Raw genomic sequence first — 15,709 nt, 5'->3', positions numbered from 1 at the left:
CTTCTATGCTAAATTTACCCATAAAAAACTGCACCTCCAACTGTTAGATGGTGTCTAACAATTGGGGTGCAGTTCATTCACTAGCGGGGATTTTTTATGCCGTATACTTTACCAGCCATATAATTAACTGTAATTACCGATCAGATAACTACCATGCAAATTGATTTTCCATGGCAGCCATTACAAAAGGGTATCGAGTTTGTCGACAGCTTCTCTTGTATTGGGCCATATTACCCCACATTTCTGCATATAATTCTACATTGGGAATAAAGATACAGGTGGGATGAAGATGGACACGTATGATTTCAGCAAAGCGATCCATTACTATTACACAAAAATACGAGAAACGAATCACCCTTATTATTGGTACTGTTTGGCTGATACACAGGCAGGAGCCGGATTAACAAACGAAGCACTGCAAACGATTGATAACGCCTTGTCGTTTCCAAATCCTTACCCTTCAAAGCAGGAACTGCTAGAAATGCAGATGAGCCTCCAATCTGTTCCTCCAAGAGAAATGAATCCGAATAGACCTTCCATAGTGACTGCAAAGCGGGGCGATATTGACGGGGACGGGATAAAGGACAATGTCCTTCTTACCGCAAATAAAACCCCTGATAGTCCTTTTTGGAGAAATATAACTTTGGTCGTCCAAAATGGGAAAACACATCACTATAATCAAATCCTCTTAAAAAATAACGCCGGATACAATCCGACACTTTTTCTTGGTGATTTTACAGGCAATAAGGTGGATGATATTTTAGTGGTCATTGATACCGGAGGAAGCGCTGGTGCTATTTATGCGTATGTATTTTCTTACATTAACGGTCAACTCAGGCAGATTTTTAATTCTGATGTATTCAATGAAATCCATAAGTACGATGTGACTTATGAAAATCAATACAGAGCAACGGTGATCAATTATTACCTAAAAGAAAAGTATATTCTCGACCTTACTTATAAGGGTAAGGAATATTTATCTGAAATTTATACCCAGCAAGGTGTTTTGAAGGCACCGATAAACGGTTGGGTAAATCCTTTGTCTGGTTTATATCCGGTTGATTTTAACAGGGATGGCACATATGAGCTCGAAGCGTATCAGAGGATAGCCGGGAGGTACAATGCTGACTCACTCGGATTTGTACAGACCGTATTGAAATGGAACGGGCAGGGGTTTGATCCTGACCGGCAGAATCTGGCTATCTTTGGCGGGGAAATATAGCTACTGAAATCATTATTTTTATTGTTACAAAAGAGGTATTGAGAGAAGTGAAAAGTTTAAGAGATTCTAAAAAATCTTGCATGAGAAGCACTCTAACCGGAGTGCTACAAGTAAATATTGTATGATTATTGTGCGGGAAATATTGATAAGAGAGGGAGTGATTCGAAAACAACAGCGGCAAGAATCGCTATTGGAGGATCTTATTATTGGACAAATGATACCGGAATGATTATCCAGCACCGTGGGGGAACTATATTATTGTTCCCGGTGCTGAATGAGGAGTCGGTGGAGAAGATGGGGTGTTTGCGGGTAAATTTCAACCCGGACAAACGGTGTATTGGACATTCGACAATTTTTGCGCCGGATAATTCCTTTTTTCTGCAAGATAATCAAAAAATGAGATAGTAAAAGTGAAATGATGTATTATATGGGTGTGAGAGGGTAGACTTCTCAACATTATAGCTAAGAGGAGCAGTGAACGTTATGAAAAAAACACTCGTAGCACTCGGCACTACAGCAACTCTGCTGGCAAGCGTGTTGGCCCCAACAGCAAGTTTCGCATCTACCCCTATTCAGCAGGGAGCAGCTTTTACTGCGGAAAAGTTAGCAGTACCTATGATTTCTGAGCCTGACGATTTCACTGATATTGAACTCCCTGTTGATAAGCTAAAGGGAACACTTGAAACAGAAGATAGCGTTGTTTGGTATCGTTTTAAAACACCAGCAAAATTAGGAGATCTTAAAGTAAAGCTTAAAGGACCTAGCGGCCAGACTTATAAGATTTCGGTTTACGATTCTGATGATGATAATAGCAGTCCCCTCTTATCCATAAATCAAGACACTCTCGGAACAGTAAAGTCTAGTAAATTGAAAGGTGACACGTATTATTACTTTAGAGTTGGTTCAAAGACTTGGAAGGCAGATAAATCCCATGACTACAAAATTGAGGCATATTATAATAAATAAAAAGTTTGTTTTAAAAAGCACTCTAAACGGAGTGCTTTTCATTTGTACACAACCCGCGGATTGATCTGTAGCCGGGCGGTCCGGCGTATGAAAAGTTGAAGCGATCAATCGTGGAGTTCGGCTAAATCGACCCGATCGTGTGGAATGAACAAACAGAGCCCGACAGAGATCGAGGTGTCAATGGTCCAGATGGGCCCGAAGCAGGAGAAGCTGCCGATACCTTTCCCCAGTTTTTCCGTCCGATCAACACCACTTGTCCATCATCAATAATTACCGTCTTTGTTAAAATCGTATCGTTGTTTAATATCTTCTTCCATCCATAAAACCAACCTTTTCGGCAGGGTCCTTGGCAATGAAGGCTGCTCTAAATCTACGCACGTGTCCAGCCGGATGAAGGTGTTTTGAGAAACGCCGGACCGAATCAAGGCATGCGCCCATTTCAAGGCCAAAAAAAGAGTCAGGGTCTCTCCTTTCCATGTTCATGGCTTTCGGAGCAACCCTGGATGACATCAATCGAATTATTCCGTAACGGTAATATAGTAATATTTGGATAACGGATGTTAATGAAAGAGCGGCAATGAGAGAAATGCCAATTAATTTTCTCATATAATTCCAATATCTTCAACAAAATGGATTACAAGAATAAAATAACTAATTTTATATTAACTAACAAAAGATAATTTAAATTAAAAAGATTAAGGACTTACCGTCCATTGATCGTTGGCTTCTGTAAGCTGGTTTTCCGCTTGTAATCACTCTATTTTTTTGTAAGATACTCAGGGTTCGGTAGAAAAAACATAATTTCTGGATTTCAGATTCGACAATTTCTGTGCAAGAAACTGCCATGTTTCTAAGAGATGATCCGAACACGAATGGCGAAAAGCAAACTATTGTACTATATGGATCTAGAAGCACTAATCTTTTTTCCCAAGACCGGCAAGAGGAGCGTGATGCAGAGCCGAAAAAGCTACAGGTACAAACGTTTTGGTACTAACCGTCAGTTTCACAGCTATCATCATTATCAACTCACCGGTTGGAGGCAATGAGATGAAAAAGACAATTGGTATGATTTTTGCATTGACCGCGTTGTTGGCATTCGTATTTCCGCTGAGCAGCTTCGCGGCTTCTTACAAGTATTCTACTTATACGGCTAACCAAGTTACGTTAAATATTATTCAAACGAGCCCTGGCAGCATCCAATTTAAAACCCTCAATCGCGACAAAAATTTACAGCAAACCAGCTATGTCGGAATTAACGGCGGATTTTTTTCCGCACAGATCGAAAAATCGACCGGCATGTATAAAACACATAATATTGCTATCCAAAACGGCGTTCCGGTCATCGGTACATCGAACAATGCCAATAATGGCTGGTACAACTCCGGTAACCAAGGCACGATTATATGGGATGTCAAAAACGGAAAGTTTCTTTATCGGGTCTTAAATACCGGTTGGGAAGTGAACAAAGCAGTAGGGCACACGAATTATTGGGCACAAGGCGGAGTGTCAATGAGCCTTGGCTCCAAGAACTGGAAAGATGTCGCTTTAAAGGAAAAGCTGCCGAACCCGGACGGAAAAGTTGAAAGATCGGCGATGGTTTATAACGGAACAACCGTTTATTTAATTGTAACCAATTCGGATTGCACCGCAGAGACCTTCCGGGCGACGATTCAAAAGTATTTTGGGATTAAGGACGGAGAACCGAAAAGCAACGTGAATGGCATATTTCTGGATGGCAGCGGGTCTTCCCAGATGAGAGCCTACGACAGCAAAAACAAGCTGGTCAATATTACAGGCGATGGCAGAAAATTGGTTCAAATTATTACCGTGAATTAAAAGGGAATAGCAGGCAGGTTGTCATCTTTGACGACCTGCCTGTCAACCTTCTTCCGTTCCCGCTTCCCGGCCGGGGGCCGAACGGATGGCTTGCCGGTATTCACTGGGGGACAGTGTCGTGGACCTCTTAAACAGATTCGAGAAATAAAACCGTTCCAGCCCGATCTGGCTTGCGATTTTTTCGATGGATTGGTTCGAATGGGTGAGCAGCCATTTGGCCCTTTCGATCCGGACCTTGTTAATATATTCGATCGGCGTGACATGGAACAGGTTTTTGAAGTACCGGCAGAAATAGTTCGGACTGTAATGAAACGCTTCGGCCAGTGCTTTCGGCGTCAACGGCTCGGCAAGGTGCTCTTCGATATACTGCAAAATTTGATTCGACCGGCTGATCGCCGGGGAGGAGGACAGACGAATCGACTGCGGCGGGAGCCGGTCCATATAGTACGACAAAATTTCATATAAAATCATATTTGCTTTGAGCGGGGACGTGATGTCGTCGCTCTTTTGATTTACTTTCTTCAGTTGCTCGAACAACTGCTGCATATAGGGCATGTCATCCACTTCGATATAGTAAGGAAAGTCGATCAGATGGGAGAGATGAAAGCTTCCGACGTTCGCGGAAAAATGGCACCAGTACTTGTGAAAGGTGTTGGCGCTGATGATCGAGTACGCCAGAGGGGTGTCCGACGGCAAAAAATACAGCTGGCCCGATACGGGATAAAACTCCTGCTGCTTGACTTGAAGCCAGCCTTCCCCGCCCAGGATCAAATATAAGCGGTTGAAACCGTCCGTCCTTAACGGCCTCTTCCAATTTTGGGTAACTCCTTCGCAGTAGCTGGCGACAATAAGTTCCAGCTGCAGCGTTTTGAAATAATTTTGAATGATCTCGTTCCGATTTCCGCCCATCTCGACATACCCCTTTCCAAGCCAAGTATACCATGGAATGGGAAGTTAGGATATTCCATGAAAAAGTTACAGATACACATATTGCAGGGAGCCGGTTTCCGATACGATGGGGGTAGCCCCGCAATAGGGGCTTCGCAGGCATAACGATGGTTAGCCCGCAAACGCGAATAAGGAGATGAAAGGAGGGGTCCCCGCAGGGATGAAGCCGTCGGGTCGTCCGGCGGAATTTACGGTTGTAAACACACATGGGGAAGGAGTAGATCAAGTGAACAACGAATCAAAGAACGGGTATCCGAAACGAATGTGGCGCAGAACCGTATCTCTGCTGCTCGCCTCTCTATTATTTGCGTTCCAATGGGCCGGCAGCGCTGGGGCGGAAGAGGCAGCCGACAGCCAGGCAGCGGCGGCCAAAGAAACCGTTGCGGAATGGATCTTCAAGGATAAAGGAACCGGCGGCGTGTTTCCTGCAACGGGTGGGGTGTACATGACATCATCGACGTTCCGGGACGTAGGTACGAACACGGATCAATACACCTACGACTCCGGAGAGCGCAGTATCCGCAATCAAGGGTGGGACGACGGAACGGGCAAAAAATATTGGCTTGCCACGATATCCACCAAGGGCTTCGAGAACTTGACGCTATCGTCCCAGCAGACGTCATCCAGCACGGGTCCGCGCGATTTCAAGGTCCAATTCAGCACGGACCAAACGAACTGGACCGATCTTCCCGGAGGCAATCTGGTGCTGGAGCAGACCAACTTCAACTGCAAAAACAACAGCTGCAAGCTGGTTGACGCTCCGCTCCCGAGCCAAGCCAACGACAACGATCTGCTGTACATCCGTTGGGTCGTGAATTCGACGAAGAGCGTGAGCGGGGGGACCGTATCCAGCTCCGGCTCCAGCCGGATCAAGGATGTGATCGTCAAGGGCGACCGGAAAACCGGCGGTCCGACTCCGACCTTAGGCGTGCAGCAGGCCCCTGCCAACGGAGCGAGCGACGTTGCGCCGAACGCGGCCGTCTCCGTCAAATTCAACAAAGCGATCGCTTTGAACAGCGGCCCGAGCGTTAGCATCGTCGACCAGAACAACACCTCCGTAGGCAATTTGTCCGTGGGTATCGTCAACAGTGATACGCTGGCGATAAATCACCCGGATTTTGCCGAGGGCAAATCGTATACGGTCACCGTTCCGAAGGAGCTTGTCCGTGGAGCCGCAGACAACGTGCCTCTGACGAGTCCGATCGTTTGGAGCTTTACAACGAGAGGTGCTTCAGCGGCGGGCGCGCCGACCTTGTTGAATATGACCTTTAACGGGGATACGAAGACCAGCATCTCGTTTGACTGGTATACCGGTACGGACGTCACGGGGACTGTCGTCCAGATCGTCGAGGCTTCCAAAGCACCAGGGGGAACCTTCCCCGAGCAGGAGGCGATGACCTTCACCGGAACGACGGAAATCGTGAAGACGCTGATGAAAAGCAGCGACCGAAGCTCGAACAAAACGACCTCGTTCGCCAATCACAAGGTGACGGCGAATAACCTGAAGCCGGGCACGAAATACAAGTACCGCGCAGGCAGCGGAAGGGCGGACAGCTGGAGTCCGGTCGGCTCCTTCACGACCGACCATGCGAACAATCATGATTTTCACTTTATTTATACGACGGATACGCAAGGCTCCAGTAAAGGAAATTTTGAGCTGTGGCAGGATACGTTCCGCAGAGCGATCGATCATATCGGCGACCCGAAATTCATGCTGCTGACGGGCGATCTGGTCGATGACGGGGATTTGGAACAGCAGTGGCAGTGGTTCCTGGGCATCCCGCAGAAAGAATTTGCGAACGTTCCTTTCGCCCCGGTCGTTGGTAACCATGAGATCGAGGATCACCCGAACAACAACTTCTATTATCATTTCAACCTGCCCAAAAGTGTCGGCACCGGCACCGAGGACGGCACGGTGTACTCCTTCGAATACGGCGATGCGCTCTTCATGCAGATCAATACGCAGTATGAAGGCGACGTCGATCCGTACAAGGCCGATGCCGGCTTTAAAGCGCAGGTGGACTGGATGCGCAACCAAGTCGCGAAGACGGACAAGAAATGGAAAATCGTCGCGATGCACAAGGGAGCGTATTCCTCCGGGGACAATGCGGATGCGGAATCGGGTCGCGTGGAGTTTTACCGCAAATATTTGATTCCGGTCTTCGACGAATTGGGCATCGATATGGTGCTGGAAGGCCACGACCATCTGTACATGAGATCGCATCAGATGCTGGGCAACAAGGCGATCAAAGACGTTGTCGTCGACGAGCAGGGCAATGTGGTGAACCCGAAGGGCTCGGTATATTTGATGGGCAATTCGGCGGCCGCCAAGTTTTACAAGATCAACCCGAACATCAAAGACTTCTTCTCCGTGAAAAACGCCCAGCCGAACAAAAAAATGTTCGTGGACGTTCAAGTTACGGACGGCATCCTGAAATTCACCTCGTATACGGCAGCCAAAAACGAATCGCTGGCCGTTTACGACCAGTACAGCATCAAGCGGACGGACGGCAAGCCGTCCAAAGTGGAGAATGCCAAGGCCGAGCTGAAGAACCGCAGCGCCGTCATCTCCTGGAACGCTCCCGCGTCCACGTCCGAACCGGTCAGAGGCTACCGGATTTACGAAAAGAATGACAAAGCCGGCACGAACTGGAGCGTATACGTTCCGGCGGTGAAAGGGCAGAGCGCGTACCAATACACCGTCAATAACGCGGACCCGGGCAAAACGTACGACTTCGTCATCAAAGCCGTCGGAACAAGATCGAATTCCGACCCGATGGAGGCAAGTACGTCTACGAATCCGTGATCTGAAAATTGCAGCCTGTGCACGCGGCTTCTTCGATAACAGAGGGAGCCCGGGCACGGGTCTTTTTATGCGACGGAAAAAATACCACCAAGTACCTTGCAGAACAAAGTAGTATGTGATAGCATAGTAGTGGAAGGGGAGATCGTATGGATATGACGGAATGGACCTCCCAGGTTCGCCGCGGAATTTTGGAGTACTGCATTTTGCTGCTGGTCAGCAAGCAGCCGCGATACGGCTACGAGCTGGTGACGCTGTTAGATCGATGGGAGCCCCTTGCCGTGACGGAAGGGACGCTGTACCCTCTTCTGCGCAGGCTGCTTAAAGAGAACTATATCGAGTCCTTCTGGAAGGAATCGGAAGCAGGCCCGCCTCGCAAATATTACAGCCTGACTGCCGACGGACACCTACTGCTGGAGGCGATGTCCCGCGAATGGAACAAGCTGGACGCGGCAGTTTATCAAATTCAATTGTATCGGGGAGAGGAAGCGTTATGAGTCCGAAGACGAGAGCGTACTTGGAAAAACTGTATCAACTATTGGAGAGAATGCCGGAAGACGAGCGGCTGGACGCGATCCGGGAAATCGAGAGCCATATTGCGGAAGGCGTGGCGGGCGGCCAGTCGGAGGACGCCATTCTGGCCCGGCTCGGCGACCCGCGAGTGCTGGCGAAAGCGTACCGGAGCGAATATATTATGGAAAAGGGCCCGGCAAAAAGGTCGTTCGCGAATGTCATGATGATGGCCGGCTTTTATTGCTCGACCGGGCTGCTGAGCATCATGATCATCCCTGTGCTTGCCACCATTGCCTACGGGTTCGGCTTTTGTGCGGTTATCATCTTCATCGCCGGGTTCATCCGCACGCTCGGCATCGGCGTCACCTGGATTCATATGAGCCTCGGGCCCGGAATGGAAGTTCCGACCGAGTGGAGCATGGTGTTTTCCACCATCGCCGGCGGCATCATTGGAGGGATTGCTTACGTAAGCTGGAGAGGCCTGCGCCTATATATGAGCTTCCTTTCCGCGAGCTACAAAAAAGTGCTGCCCGGCAACAGAGCGATGTAGCGACGTACGACGAAATATACATCGTGCGACAGGGGAATACCGCAGTGCAATGACCGCATTCCGTGTCGGAATATGCGGTTTTTTTGCGTTTCGAAAAGGGATACGGCTAGGCCGTCGCGAATGGTTAATAGGCTTAAGGAGGGTATTAGACAAAGTTAGTACTATGTTCCGGCCGATTTTTCTTTACAATAAAAATATGGCTTGAATCATACACGCACACACGGAAAGCAGAGGATACGTATGCAAACTCGTCATGTGAAAATTATCGGAACCGGTAAATATATGCCGAAGCGCCGGGTCACCGATTCGGAGATGGATCGGGCCTTGGGCGTCCCGGAAGGCTGGGTACGCAAAAAAACAAACGTCATTCACCGCCATTTCGCAGAGGACGAAACGGCTTCTCTTATGGGAGCGAAGGCGGCTTATGCCGCTTTGGAAGCGGCTGGATTGACGTTCGACGATATCGATTGTCTGGTATGCACAAGCGGGACGATGGAACAGCCGATTCCTTGCACGGCCGCTTTAATTCAAGAAGCGATGGGGCAGCAGCATTCCGGCGTTCCCGCCTTCGACATGAATTCGACGTGCCTGAGCTTTGTCGCTGGCCTCGATGTGATGTCCTATATGGTAGACGCCGGGCGGTACCGCCGCGTCCTGCTGGTGTCGACCGAGATCGCCTCCAAAGGCTTAAACTGGAAGCAAAAGGAAAGCGCAGCCCTCTTCGGCGACGGGGCGGCGGCAGCCGTCATTGCGAAGTCCGGGCCGGAAGAGCGTTCGCGAATTCTCTCCGCTTGCATGGAAACATACAGCGCCGGGGCCCATCTCTCGGAAATTCGGGGAGGCGGCAGCGGTCGTCCCGCAGGAGCCTTCGCTCCGGAGACGGCGGAGCATTACTTGTTCGACATGCAGGGAGAGCCCTTGTTTCGGATGGCTTCGAAGAAGCTGCCGGATTTCATGAACCGCCTACTTGCGGGGGCAGAGTGCTCCATTGCGAACATCAAGCTTGTCATTCCGCATCAAGGCAGCGCGATGGCGATGCGGCTGCTCAGCCGCAAGCTGCGCATTTCCGAAGAGCAGCTGCTGTACATTACGCCCGATCATGGCAATACGATATCCGCTTCGATTCCGATGGGCCTGCACGAAGCGATCCGTCAAAGGAGAATCGAGCGGGGCGACCGCGTGCTGCTGCTCGGCACTTCGGCCGGACTGACGCTGGGAGGCGTTGTGCTTGACTACTGAAAAGCGTGCCGCTTCGTTTGAACGCCTGAAGGTGTTGATTACCGGCGGCCGCGCTCCGGCAGCCCTGGAGCTGGCCCGGCTGCTCGCTGCCGCTGGCTGCGAGGTCCACGCGGCCGAAAGCGTGCGGCATCACCTGTGCCGCGTATCGAAGGCGGTCGCCCGCAGCCATGCAGTGCCCGGTCCGGCACTCGAACCGGAACGCTTCATTGCGGCGCTCGAAGAGATCGTACGGCGCGAAGGCATCGCCTGGTTGATCCCGACGTGCGAGGAGATTTTTTACGTGTCGGCCGGTTTGGAACGGCTCAGCCGGATATGCCGCGTGGCTGCTCCGCCGCTGGAACAGCTCCGGCGGCTGCACAGCAAATGGGAGTTCATCCGCCGGGCTCAAGAGCTCGGCTTGTCCGTTCCGCATACGGAGCGGGTGCGCTCTCCGCAGGAGTGGGCCCAATTCACGGAGCGAATTGCCTCTAGTCCGGAGGAAGTATTCCGGGACGGCTATGTCGTGAAGCCGGAATTTTCCCGCTTCGCTTCCAAGGTTCGCATCGTGAAGCCAGGCGGCCGGGAAGCAGGGGCGGCAGCGAAGGAGAGGACCCGGATTACCGGGGAACCCTCCACCGAAGTCCGACTGGAAGCCGAAAGCTATCCATGGGTTGTTCAGCAGTTCATCTCCGGGCGAACCCTATGCACCTACAGCATCGCGTACGAAGGCAGACTCGCGGCTCATGCCGCCTACGCTGCCGATTACGCCGTCCGCGGCGGGGCCAGCGTATATTTTGAACCGCTGTACCATTCCGGCCTGCTCGAATGGGTACGGCAGTTTGTCCGCATGGAACGGTTCACCGGGCAAATCGCATTTGATTTTATCGAGACGGAGCGGGGAGAGCTGTATGCCATCGAATGCAATCCGCGGACGACTAGCGGCATCCATCTGTTCCGGCCGGAGGACGGGCTGGCCTCGGCCTTGCTGCATCCGGAAACGCCGGGCGAATCAGTGATCGAACCGCAGCCGGCCTCGCGGGGGATGCTGGGGGTGCCGATGCTAGCCTGCGGCTTGACGGGAAGCCGCTCGTGGCGGGCCTTCGCGGCATGGCTATCGAAGTATGCCGCGGCCCGGGATGTCGTGTTTCGCTGGAGCGACCCGCGGCCTTTTGCAGAGCAGCTTTTTCTGCTGTCGGAGCTTCGGAGAGCCGCGTCCGCCCGCAAGCAGACGCTTATGGAAGCTTCGACCGGCGATATCGAATGGAACGGAGGGACATCATGAACAGGAATGCCTTAGTGACCGGAGGAACAGGCTTTCTGGGCAGACGGCTTGCCCTTCGGCTCCGGGACGAGGGCTGGAACGTTACCGCATTGGGCAGACAACCAGCAATCGGGGAGGAGCTTCGGCGGCAGGGCATCCGTTTTATGCAGGCGGACCTGCGGGACCGGGAGCGGATGGACGCCGCATGTGCCGGTCAACAAGCCGTATTTCACTGCGGCGCGTTATCGGCGTCATGGGGGCCGTACAATGACTTTTACGATAGCAACGTTCTCGGGACGGAACATGTTATCGCCGGCTGCCTGCGGCATCAGGTCGGCCGGCTTATTCATGTGTCGACGCCCAGCGTATATTTCGGCAGCACCCATCGGCTGGGCGTCCGGGAATCGGACCCGCTGCCGCGCCGCCAAGCCAGCCCGTACGCCGCGACGAAGCGGTTGGCCGAGGAGGCCGTAGCGCGGGCCAGGGCGGCAGGGCTGGAGACCGTTATCGTGCGTCCGCGCGCCTTGTTCGGTCCGGGCGACGCTTCGATTTTGCCGCGGCTGATCGAAGCCAATACGGTGCAGGGTATCCCGCTGATCGGAGGAGGGAAGGCGCAGATCGACTTGACTTATGTCGACAATGCCGTCGATGCGCTGCTGTTGTGCCAAGCGGCCCCGGCCGCTTCTGTGGCGGGACGCGTCTACAATATTACGAACGGCGAGCCGATGCCTTTTGGCGAGGCGGTAAGCAAGCTGCTCGGAAAACTGGGCATTCCGGTCCGGTTCAAACGGCTGCCTTATGCCGCCGCTTACGGCATCGCCGCACTGATGGAGCTGTCCGCACGTCTGCTTCCCGGCCGGGGGGAGCCGATGCTCACCCGGGCGGTCGCGGGCATGATCGGGAGAAGCCAAACGCTGGATATTAGCGCGGCCCGAAGGGAGCTGGGCTACTCGCCCAAAATTTGCGTGGACGAAGGAATGGAAGCTTTTGCGCAGTGGTGGAGGAGTAAAGCATGACATATAGACAACAGAGAGAAGACAGAGGACTGCCGATCCCTAAGGTCAAGCTGCGTTTGTTCGCTGCAGGTTATTGCACGCACCCGGAATGGGTGACGCTTCGTGGCGGCTCGCTGCGTTCGTGCCGTATTCCGGCGACATTCGCCTGCATCAAGCACCCGGCGTTCGGCACGATTGTCGTCGACACCGGATATTCGGAGCGGTTCATCCAGGAAACGAACCGGCTGCCGGAGCGGCTGTACCGTATGATTACGCCCGTCATGTACCGCGAGGAGGACAGCGCGGTGCGGCAGCTTGCAGCCTGCGGGGTGACTCCGGAGCAGGTGCAGATGGTGATCGTGACGCATTTCCATGCCGATCATGTGGCCGGTCTGCACGATTTCCCGAACGCCACATTTTTGTACGTCCCGGAGGCGTACAACGCGGTGAAGTCCTTGCGCGGATTGGCGGCTCTGCGCAGAGCTTACCTGCCGGGGCTGCTGCCGGAATCGTTCGAACGCCGCTCGCAGCCGATTCTCCGGGACCGGAAGGTCGAACTGCCGGCGGACTTCCCGTTCTCCAGCGGCATCGATGTGCTGGGTGACGGCAGTCTGGTTGCGATCGATCTTCCCGGGCATGCGGACGGACAGATCGGGCTGCTGCTGTCAACCGAGCGCCACGATTATTTGCTCTGCGCCGATGCGGCCTGGTCGAGCCGGGCGATCCGCGAGACCCGCCCGCCGCACCCGCTTGCCGGACTGGTCATGCCGAACCGGCGCCAGTACCGGGACAGCTTCGAACGGCTTGTCCGGCTGCACGAGCGGTATCCGGCTTTGCGTATCGTTCCCTCCCACTGCCCGGAGATTTGGGAGAAGTGGATTCAAGGGGGGGAACCGCTGTAATGCTTACCGATTCGCTGCGCATTTTATCCCGTTATTGGCTTACCCGCCACGGACGCCGGTGGACGGACCGGGCTTCGCTCGAACGGTGGCAGGAAACGCGCATCCGGAACCATTTGGGCCGGGTGCAGCTGCAATCCCCCTTTTACCGGGAATGGTGGGGGAATCGTCCACTGTCGGAGTGGCGGGAGTTTCCGATGATCGATAAACAAATCATGATGGAGGAGTTTGACCGTCTGGATACGGCGGGAATCCTTCAAGAGGAAGCCTTCGCTCTGGCGCTTCGCGCGGAACAAACGCGGGATTTCACTCCGATGATCGGCGGGACGACCATCGGCTTATCGTCCGGAACGTCGGGGCACCGGGGATTGTTTCTCGTCAGCCGGGAGGAGCGGCTGGCCTGGGCGGGCGCCGTGCTGGCCAAGGTGCTGCCGGGATCGCTGCTGGGCAAGCACCGCATTGCCTTTTTTCTGCGCGCCAACAGCAACTTGTATGCTGCTGTAGGAAGTCGGCGGCTGCAATTCTGGTTCTACGATCTGCTCGATCCTGTGGAGCGCCATCTGGACCGGCTCCGGGAGCAGCAGCCGACCTTGCTCGTCGCGCCGCCTTCCCTGCTTCGCCTGCTTGCGGAGCAGCAAAGAGAGGGACGGTTATCGATCGCGCCCGGGCGCATCGTGTCGGTGGCTGAGGTGCTGGACCCGCTCGATCGCCGGTATATTGAGGAAACGTTCGGCCAAACGCTGCATCAGGTTTACCAGTGTACCGAAGGTTTTCTTGCCGCTACATGCGTTCACGGTACGCTGCATATGAATGAAGATATCGCAGTCATCCAGAAAGAATATGTGGACTTTGAGCTCCGGAAGTTCGTTCCGGTCATTACCGATTTTTCCAGAATGGCGCAGCCGATGATCCGCTACCGTCTGAACGACGTGTTGACCGAACGTTCGGAGCCTTGTCCTTGCGGATCGCCGTTTATGGCGATCGAAGCGATCGAAGGGCGCTGCGACGACTTATTCTATTTTCCGGATCGGGATGGGGAAGGCTGGGTACGCGTATTTCCCGATTTTGTCAGCCGGGCGCTGCTTGCGGCCTCCGACGACATCGAAGCGTATCGCGTTGTGCTCCACGCGCCGAACCGGCTGGAAGTTTCCCTGGAAGTCGCGGACGGCAAGCGGGCAGAGACCGAGACAGCCGTGGCGAACGCCTTGACCAGTCTTTGCGACCGGGTCGGCTGCCGCACGCCGTGGTTCGAATTTACGGCGTATGCTTTTCAGCCGGGTGATCGGAAGCTTCGGCGGGTGGAAAGGAGGTTCGACCTTGACCTCGATGCTGCGCTTATTCGATAGCGAATCGATCGGGCATCTCGAATGGCCTGATACGGCTGACGGCAGCTATGCCAAGCGTTATTTGCTTCCGTTACTCGGTCAACCGGTCGAGAGTTTCGTCCCGAACCTGTCTACGGCTCTGCATGTGCTTCAGTTGAACGACAAGGTATTGCCGGTGACCGTCAATGAGACGGAGTACGACAATTCATATGTCTGTTCTCCGTACACCCACTACGTCAGCTATGCGAAGCAGGAGCTGTATCTGCTGAAGTCACGCCCGGCGCAGCTTGCGCTCGGCGGGCTGCTTACCGCCATGGGCTGGCTGCTGAAGGGGAGCGGGTTCAACCGCACGGTGCAAGTGAACAACTGGCTGCTATCGACCAATCTGTATCCCGAGCTGGCTGACGAGGAAATGGAAGATACGGTCCGTTTCCTGCTCCGTTCGTTTCCGCAGCATACGCTGATTTTCCGGTCACTCAACCGGACGACGAACGCCACGACGATGGATGTGCTGGAGAAGCTGGGCTTCCGCATGGTTCCGAGCCGTCAGATCTATCTGCTCAAGCCGTCGTGCGATGCCTGGATGAATGCCAAAGCCCGCTGGCTGCTGAAACGGGACTACGGACTGCTGGACAAACACCACTACGAAGCCGTCGGTCCGGAGGAGCTTACGGAGGCGGATATGCCCCGGCTGGCGGACCTGTACCAGGCGCTTTATTTGGATAAATATTCGTACCACAATCCGCAGTTCGGAACGAGCTTTTTCAACCTGGCTTGGAAGGAAGGGCTGCTGGAGCTTCATGCGCTTCGTCACAAGCCGACGGGACGCCTGGATGCGGTGCTCGGCTTCTTTTGCCGCAATGGGGTCATGACCACGCCGATTTTCGGTTACGATACGTCGCTTCCGCAAGAGCTTGGCTTGTACCGAATGCTGTCGTCGGTGTTGATCGGCATTGCCCGGACGAACGGCCATCTGCTCCATGAAAGCTCGGGGGCCGCGCAGTTCAAGCGCAACCGCGGAGCGGTCGCGGATATCGAATACAGCGCCGTCTACGATCGTCATTTGCCATTCCGCCGGCGTTCGGGCTGGATGCTGCTGCATAAGACGCTGAACGGTATCGGCATCCCGCTTATGAAAAAATATAAATTTTGAGATAGGAGCAGGAGAAGGAG

At 53.5% G+C, this 15,709-nt stretch carries 14 protein-coding genes; 12 read left to right on the top strand and 2 right to left on the bottom strand.

The genetic code is table 11. The annotated features are described in order from the left end of the window. Positions 1-481: 481 nt before the first annotated feature. Positions 482-1,222: a VCBS repeat-containing protein gene (locus tag QJ48_RS30550; protein ID WP_237763116.1), complete on the top strand. Its 741-nt coding sequence runs from the start codon at positions 482-484 to the stop codon at positions 1,220-1,222. A 483-nt stretch (positions 1,223-1,705) separates the two neighbouring features. Then, positions 1,706-2,188, top strand: coding sequence for a hypothetical protein (locus QJ48_RS30540; protein WP_054977124.1), 483 nt, complete (start codon positions 1,706-1,708; stop codon positions 2,186-2,188). 300 nt (positions 2,189-2,488) lie between these two features. Here the strand turns inward: QJ48_RS30540 and QJ48_RS37150 are convergent, their stop codons facing one another. After that, the gene (locus tag QJ48_RS37150) at positions 2,489-2,794 is read right to left on the bottom strand and encodes a hypothetical protein (RefSeq protein WP_157261808.1); all 306 of its coding nucleotides are present in this window, start codon (positions 2,792-2,794) and stop codon (positions 2,489-2,491) included. 441 nt (positions 2,795-3,235) lie between these two features. On the opposite strand from QJ48_RS37150, the gene QJ48_RS30535 reads away from it, so the two are divergent. Continuing rightward, positions 3,236-4,024 carry a phosphodiester glycosidase family protein gene (locus tag QJ48_RS30535; RefSeq protein WP_054977123.1) on the top strand — a complete coding sequence of 263 codons (789 nt, stop codon included), beginning with the start codon at positions 3,236-3,238 and terminating at the stop codon, positions 4,022-4,024. Between the two features lie 42 nt (positions 4,025-4,066). On the opposite strand, the gene QJ48_RS30530 is transcribed toward QJ48_RS30535, so the two are convergent. Next, positions 4,067-4,933, bottom strand: coding sequence for an AraC family transcriptional regulator (locus tag QJ48_RS30530; RefSeq protein WP_054977122.1), 867 nt, complete (start codon positions 4,931-4,933; stop codon positions 4,067-4,069). A 265-nt stretch (positions 4,934-5,198) separates the two neighbouring features. Between QJ48_RS30530 and QJ48_RS30525 the strand changes: the two genes are divergently transcribed. From QJ48_RS30525 to QJ48_RS30485, 9 genes are all read left to right on the top strand, one after another. Continuing rightward, a complete protein-coding gene (locus QJ48_RS30525) occupies positions 5,199-7,778 on the top strand; it encodes a metallophosphoesterase (protein WP_054977130.1) in 2,580 nt (859 codons plus the stop codon). A 146-nt stretch (positions 7,779-7,924) separates the two neighbouring features. Further along, on the top strand, positions 7,925-8,272 hold the full coding sequence (locus QJ48_RS30520) for a PadR family transcriptional regulator (protein ID WP_063858205.1): 348 nt from the start codon (positions 7,925-7,927) through the stop codon (positions 8,270-8,272). Beyond that, positions 8,269-8,838: a DUF1700 domain-containing protein gene (locus tag QJ48_RS35430; protein ID WP_063858204.1), complete on the top strand. Its 570-nt coding sequence runs from the start codon at positions 8,269-8,271 to the stop codon at positions 8,836-8,838. Before QJ48_RS30520 ends, QJ48_RS35430 begins: the two co-directional genes overlap by 4 nt. Before the next feature lie 240 nt (positions 8,839-9,078). Beyond that, the gene (locus QJ48_RS30510; protein WP_054977121.1) at positions 9,079-10,077 is read left to right on the top strand and encodes a beta-ketoacyl-ACP synthase III; all 999 of its coding nucleotides are present in this window, start codon (positions 9,079-9,081) and stop codon (positions 10,075-10,077) included. Then, positions 10,067-11,338 (top strand): hypothetical protein, encoded by a 1,272-nt coding sequence (locus QJ48_RS30505; RefSeq protein ID WP_054977120.1) that lies wholly within the window; start codon positions 10,067-10,069, stop codon positions 11,336-11,338. Before QJ48_RS30510 ends, QJ48_RS30505 begins: the two co-directional genes overlap by 11 nt. Next, positions 11,335-12,333, top strand: a complete 999-nt coding sequence (locus QJ48_RS30500) for an NAD(P)-dependent oxidoreductase (protein WP_054977119.1) — start codon at positions 11,335-11,337, stop codon at positions 12,331-12,333. The genes QJ48_RS30505 and QJ48_RS30500 overlap by 4 nt, the downstream gene beginning before the upstream one ends. Continuing rightward, a complete protein-coding gene (locus tag QJ48_RS30495) occupies positions 12,330-13,214 on the top strand; it encodes an MBL fold metallo-hydrolase (RefSeq protein WP_054977118.1) in 885 nt (294 codons plus the stop codon). Before QJ48_RS30500 ends, QJ48_RS30495 begins: the two co-directional genes overlap by 4 nt. After that, positions 13,214-14,557, top strand: coding sequence for a F390 synthetase-related protein (locus QJ48_RS30490; protein ID WP_054977117.1), 1,344 nt, complete (start codon positions 13,214-13,216; stop codon positions 14,555-14,557). The genes QJ48_RS30495 and QJ48_RS30490 overlap by 1 nt, the downstream gene beginning before the upstream one ends. After that, positions 14,538-15,689 carry a GNAT family N-acetyltransferase gene (locus QJ48_RS30485; protein WP_054977127.1) on the top strand — a complete coding sequence of 384 codons (1,152 nt, stop codon included), beginning with the start codon at positions 14,538-14,540 and terminating at the stop codon, positions 15,687-15,689. Before QJ48_RS30490 ends, QJ48_RS30485 begins: the two co-directional genes overlap by 20 nt. Positions 15,690-15,709 lie beyond the last annotated feature (20 nt).

It is taken from the genome of Paenibacillus sp. A3 (genome assembly GCF_001399685.1).
Lineage (GTDB): Bacteria > Bacillota > Bacilli > Paenibacillales > NBRC-103111 > Paenibacillus_G.
The sequence above is the reverse complement of the archived record's forward strand: the minus strand, read 5'-3'. Positions and strand labels throughout refer to the sequence as shown.